Annotated in this window: 5 protein-coding genes; all 5 read left to right on the top strand. The window is 51.9% G+C overall.

The window, feature by feature from the left end; translation table 11 throughout:
- The coding region (locus tag Q0238_RS08975; protein ID WP_297945300.1) for a diaminopimelate decarboxylase at nucleotides 1-1038 on the top strand (1038 nt) is incomplete at its 5' end.
- Nucleotides 1035-1469, top strand: a complete 435-nt coding sequence (locus Q0238_RS08970; RefSeq protein WP_297945297.1) for a hypothetical protein — start codon at nucleotides 1035-1037, stop codon at nucleotides 1467-1469. The genes Q0238_RS08975 and Q0238_RS08970, both read left to right, overlap by 4 nt.
- A complete protein-coding gene (gene pheA / locus Q0238_RS08965) occupies nucleotides 1453-2529 on the top strand; it encodes a prephenate dehydratase (RefSeq protein WP_297945304.1) in 1077 nt (358 codons plus the stop codon). The genes Q0238_RS08970 and pheA overlap by 17 nt, the downstream gene beginning before the upstream one ends.
- Nucleotides 2529-3638: a histidinol-phosphate transaminase gene (gene hisC, locus Q0238_RS08960; protein WP_297945294.1), complete on the top strand. Its 1110-nt coding sequence runs from the start codon at nucleotides 2529-2531 to the stop codon at nucleotides 3636-3638. Before pheA ends, hisC begins: the two co-directional genes overlap by 1 nt.
- Nucleotides 3628-5460, top strand: a complete 1833-nt coding sequence (dxs, locus tag Q0238_RS08955; RefSeq protein ID WP_297945291.1) for a 1-deoxy-D-xylulose-5-phosphate synthase — start codon at nucleotides 3628-3630, stop codon at nucleotides 5458-5460. Before hisC ends, dxs begins: the two co-directional genes overlap by 11 nt.
- Nucleotides 5461-5467: the final 7 nt, after the last annotated feature.

The following is a 5467-nucleotide window of genomic DNA, read 5'->3' as shown; positions in this document are numbered from 1 at the left end:
GATAGCGAGCTAGAATTTGCGCTAAAGTCGGACATCTTGCTGATAAATTTAGAAAGCGAAGCCGAGATGCTGCGCCTCGAGCAAATCGCGCAAAAGCTAAATAAGCCCGCTCGCATCAGCATCCGCGTAAATCCAAACGTTGATGCCAAGACCCACCCCTACATCTCCACGGGGCTAAATGAGAACAAATTCGGCGTCAGTATCGAGACTGCGCGCAAGATGTATATCTACGCCAAAAAGAGCAAATTTTTAAATCCCGTCGGCATCCACTTTCACATCGGCAGCCAGCTTACGGACATCTCTCCGATCTGCGACGCGGCAAAGATCGTAAGCGATCTGCTGCGAGAGCTGCGAGCCCTTGAGATCGATATAAAATTTTTCGACGTGGGCGGCGGAATCGGCATCCGCTACGAGGATGAAAAACAGATCGTGCTCTACGACTACGCGCAAGGAATTTTAAAGAGCCTAAGCGGTCTAGATGTCACGATCGTGTGCGAGCCGGGGCGCTTCATCACGGGAGCTGCGGGGGTATTTCTTACCCGCGTGCTTTACGAAAAACAAAACTGCGGCAAGCGCTTCGTCATCGTTGACGGCGCGATGAACGATCTCATACGCCCGAGCCTCTACGGCGCGCACCACGCCATCGAGATCGTTAGCGCTTTGGAGAGTATAAATTTAGACGAAGCTGGCGCTAGCGAAGTAAATTTAGGCGGCAGGGGCTCGGATCAAATAAACGGCTCTTGCGCGGATGAAAAAATTTTGGGTGGCGTAAATTTGGCCGCAGCTAGCCTCTGCGACGTCGTGGGCCCGATATGCGAAAGCGGCGATTTTTTGGCCAAAGGCGTTAGCCTGCCTAGCCTAAAAAGCGGCGATCTGCTCGCGATCAAAAGCGCCGGCGCCTACGGCTTTTCGATGTCGAGCAACTACAACACCCGCTGTCGCGCCGCCGAGGTCGCGGTTTACGACGGACAGGACCGCCTGATTAGAAAGCGCGAGAGCTTTGATGATCTAATCGCGCTCGAAAAGGATCTCGTATGATCCGCGCGGCGAGCCGTCCAAAACAGGGCGCGATCTTAAATTTCAAATCCGAACGCGCAGCGGCTTTAAATTTTAACGCAGCAGCAAGCACGGTCTTAAATTTTAAACGCACCGTCGCTTTAAATTCCAAGCCAGGATGCGCCCCTGCTTTAAATTTCAAATCCGAACAAAATGTGCCTCTAAATTTAACGCCAGAACGAAGCCTTGTTTTAAATTTTAATCGCGGCTCTTTAAATTTTAGATCCCGCCGCGACGAATTTTATTGCGCATTCTTATCGCGCGGAAGTTGCGGCTCGGCAATCGCAAGCGATGAAATTCTAAGATCGCGCGGTAAGAATTTCAAAGCCTGCGGCAAGAGTGGCGGCGTGAAATTTTTAAAATCGAAATTTAGGGGCGAGCAAAAGGAGGGTTGTGATGCAAAACATCGATGATCTGCGCGTTTGTATCGACAGGCTGGATGATGAAATTTTGCGCCTTATCGACGAGCGCATGGGGTTCGTCAAAAAGATCGGCGAGCTGAAGCAGACCGCGGGCAGCGCGATCTACCGCCCGGAGCGCGAGCGCTCGATCATCAGTAGGCTGGACGGCGGAAAGGCGCGAAATTTAAGCAAAGAGGCGATCGAGGCGATATTTTTTGAAATTTTCTCGGTCTCACGAAATTTGGAAAAGCCGCAGATCGTCGCGTTTTTAGGGCCTTTCGGCACCTATTCGCACCAAGCCGCCAAGAGCCGCTTCGGCGCGGTAAGCTCCTATCTACCGCTTTCAAACATTGAGGCGGTCTTTAAGGAGCTTGATAGCGGCGAGGCCAAATACGGCGTCGTGCCGATCGAAAACAACACCGAAGGCGCGGTGGGAGCAACGCTTGATTGCTTGCGAAAATACGAGGGCGTCAAGATCGTCGCCGAAATTTATATGGATATCCACCACTGCTTTGCGAGCCACTGCGACGACGTAAGCACGGTGGATCAGATATTCTCGCATCCGCAAGGATACAATCAGTGCCTTAAATTTCTAGACGATCACGGCCTTAGCGGCGTTAAATTTACCGCGACCAAATCTACCGCGCTTGCTGCGCAGATGGCGGCTACCACGCCGCACTCCGCCGCGATCTGCTCCAAGATCGCCGCTGATCTTTACGGCGTGCCGATGATGTTTCAAAAGATCGAGGACAACTCCACCAACCGCACGCGCTTTTTCGTGCTGAGCGACTTTAAAAACCAAAAGAGCGACCGCAACAAAACGAGCATTCTAGCCAAAACCGACGACCGCCCGGGCGGGCTTGTGGACTTTTTACAGATGTTTCGCAACGAGGGTATAAATTTAACCAAATTAGAAAGCCGCCCTGTCAAGCTTAGGGATTTTAAATGCGTATTTTATGTCGATTTTGAGGGACATATCGACGACGAGCGGGTGGCGCGCGTGCTGCAAAACGCACAGAAAAACGGCCACGAAGTCACCTGGCTGGGAAGTTACATAAACGGAGGGGAGTGATGAAATTTAACGAATTTGTAGAAAATCTAAGCAATTACGAAGCGGGCAAACCGATCGAGCTTGTGGTGCGGGAGTTTGGTATCCGCAAGCAGGACGTGTTAAAGCTTGCCAGCAACGAAAACCCTTTAGGCACTAGCGAAGCGGTGCAGGATGCAATCGTGCAAAATGCCGCCTGTGCGCATCTTTACCCCGATGATTCGATGTATGAGCTAAAGGGCGCGCTCGCCTCGAAATTCGGCGTGGAGCCGCAAAATATCATCATCGGAGCAGGTAGCGACCAGATTATCGAGTTTGCGCTGCACGCCAAGCTCAATTCGCGCCGCGCGATACTGCAAGCGGGCGTTACCTTTGCGATGTACGGCATCTACGCAAGCCACTGCGAGGCTAAAGTTTACAAAACGAGCGCGCAGGAGCATGACCTAGCCGAACTTTTAAAAATTTATAACGCGCACAGGGATGAAATTTCGGTCATCTTTTTGTGCGTGCCGAACAACCCGCTTGGCGAGTGCTTGGATGCGGAGGCTGTGTATGAGTTCGCTCGAAGCGTGGATGAGGATACGCTTTTAGTGATCGATGCTGCGTACAACGAATTTGCGGCGTTTAAAGATGAACGCAAAAAGCTCGATCCGAAATTTTTAATTCAAAATTTTAAAAACGTACTCTATCTAGGCACCTTCTCGAAGGTCTACGGCCTGGGCGGTATGCGCGTAGGCTACGGTATCGCGCCGCGGCAAATCATAAGCGCGCTTTATAAGCTGCGACCGCCTTTTAATATCACGACGCTTAGCCTCGCAGCGGCGATTGCGGCGCTAAAAGACGAAGCTTTCGTGCAAAAGAGCCTGCAAAACAACGCCGCGCAGATGAGCCGCTTCGAGGATTTTGCGCGCGAGCGAAATTTAGAATTTATCCCTAGCTACGCAAATTTCATCACGTTCAAACTTAGCCCGCCGATAGATAGTAGCGAGCTTTGCGATAGACTTCTGCGCCGCGGCATCATCATTAGAAATTTAAAAAGCTACGGGCTAAACGCCGTGCGCATCACGATCGGCACACAGGGGCAAAACGATCGCGTCTTTGGCACGCTGGGAGAGATTTTGAGTGGATATTAAAAATAAAAGCCTAGAGGAGCTACGGGAGCTCTGCACGCAGATCAGAGCGCGCATAATCGAAGTCGTGAGCAAAAACGGCGGCCATCTAAGCTCAAATATGGGCGCGGTCGAGCTCATCGTGGCGATGCACTACGTATTTGACGCCGCGAGCGATCCGTTTATCTTCGACGTAAGCCACCAAAGCTACGCGCACAAGCTTCTAACGGACCGCTGGGAGGAGTTCGGCTCGCTTAGGCAGTTCGGCGGCATTAGCGGCTACACGAAGCCTAGCGAGAGCAAATTTGACTACTTCGTGGCGGGGCACGCCTCGACGTCGATCTCTTTAGCCGTGGGCGCGGCAAAAGCGATAAGCCTAAAGCGCGAAAATCGCGTGCCAGTCGTACTCATCGGCGACGGCTCGATGAGCGGCGGCATGACTTATGAGGCGATGAACGAGCTAGGCGATCTGCGCTTGCCCTGCATCATAATCCTAAACGATAACAAAATGAGCATCAGCAAGCCGATCGGCGCCTTTAGCAAATACCTAAGCCAAGCGATGGCGGGCGAGACATATCAAAAATTTAAATCCCACGTAAGAGAGCTGCTCTCTCACGCTCCGCAAAGCGCGACATATATGGCAAAGCGCTTTGAAAATTCCTTAAAGCTTATCATTCCGGGGATGTATTTTGAGGAGCTTGGGCTTGATTACATCGGTCCCGTGGACGGACACAATCTAGAGGATCTTATATCGGCGCTAAAGACGGCAAAAAGCGCGCGCAAACCCGTCGTCGTGCACGCTCAGACGATCAAAGGCAAAGGCTATGACAAGGCGGAGGGCTATTTGGAGAGCTGGCACGGCGTAGGGCCTTTCGATATTCAAAGCGGAGAATTTAAGAAAAAATCCGCCGCCAAAAGCGCCACGCAAATTTACGCCGAAGCGCTTTTAAGCTTAGCCGCCAAGCATGAAAACGTCGTGGGCGTAACCGCCGCGATGCCAAGCGGCACCGGCATGGATAAGCTGATCGAGAAATTTCCCCACCGCTTCTGGGACGTAGCGATCGCCGAGCCTCACGCGCTAAGTTCGATGGCCGCGATGGCGCGCGAGGGTTTTAAGCCGTACGTTACGATATATTCGACCTTTATGCAGCGCGCGTTCGATCAGATCGTCCATGACGCGGCGATTATGAACTTAAGCTTAGTCCTTGCGATGGATCGCGCGGGCATCGTGGGCGAGGACGGCGAGACGCATGAGGGGGTCTTTGACGTGAGCTTCTTAAACGCGATCCCAAACGTCAGTATGTGCGCGCCACGAGACGAGGCGAGCTTTAAACGGATCATCGAGTATTCCTACACGCACGAAGGGGTTTTAGCGATCCGCTATCCGCGCGGAAGCTTTATCTTGGGCTGCGACGAGACTGGCGCATCTGTAGTAGAGCTTGCAAAATCGGTGTTTCTAAAGCGCAGCGATAGCGCGCGAGTGGCGCTGATCGGCTACGGAAACGGCGCGGGCAGAGCGTATAAAACGGCTGAGGCGCTGGAGGGGCAGATAGAGGCGGATGTCGTAGATCTAGTCTTTGCAAAGCCTTTGGATGCCGAGTTTTTGCGAAGTTTAGCTCACAAAGATAAAATTTGGTATGTCTTTAGCGATAACGCCAAAAAGGGTGGCGTCGGTGAAATTTTAAGCGCATTTTTGCAAGAAAATGAAATTTCGGACGTAAAGATCGTGAGCTTCGAGTTTGCCGATATCTTTTTACCGCACGGCAAGACCGCCGACGTGGAGCGCAGCTTGGGCTTGGATATCCAAACTCTAACCGAGCGAATATTAAGTGATAAAAAGTATTAGTTAATAT

The sequence above is a fragment of the uncultured Campylobacter sp. genome, from assembly GCF_938045775.1.
In the GTDB taxonomy this organism is placed as follows: domain Bacteria; phylum Campylobacterota; class Campylobacteria; order Campylobacterales; family Campylobacteraceae; genus Campylobacter_B.
Note: the sequence above shows the minus strand (reverse complement) of the source record. Positions and strands in the feature narration are given on the sequence as shown.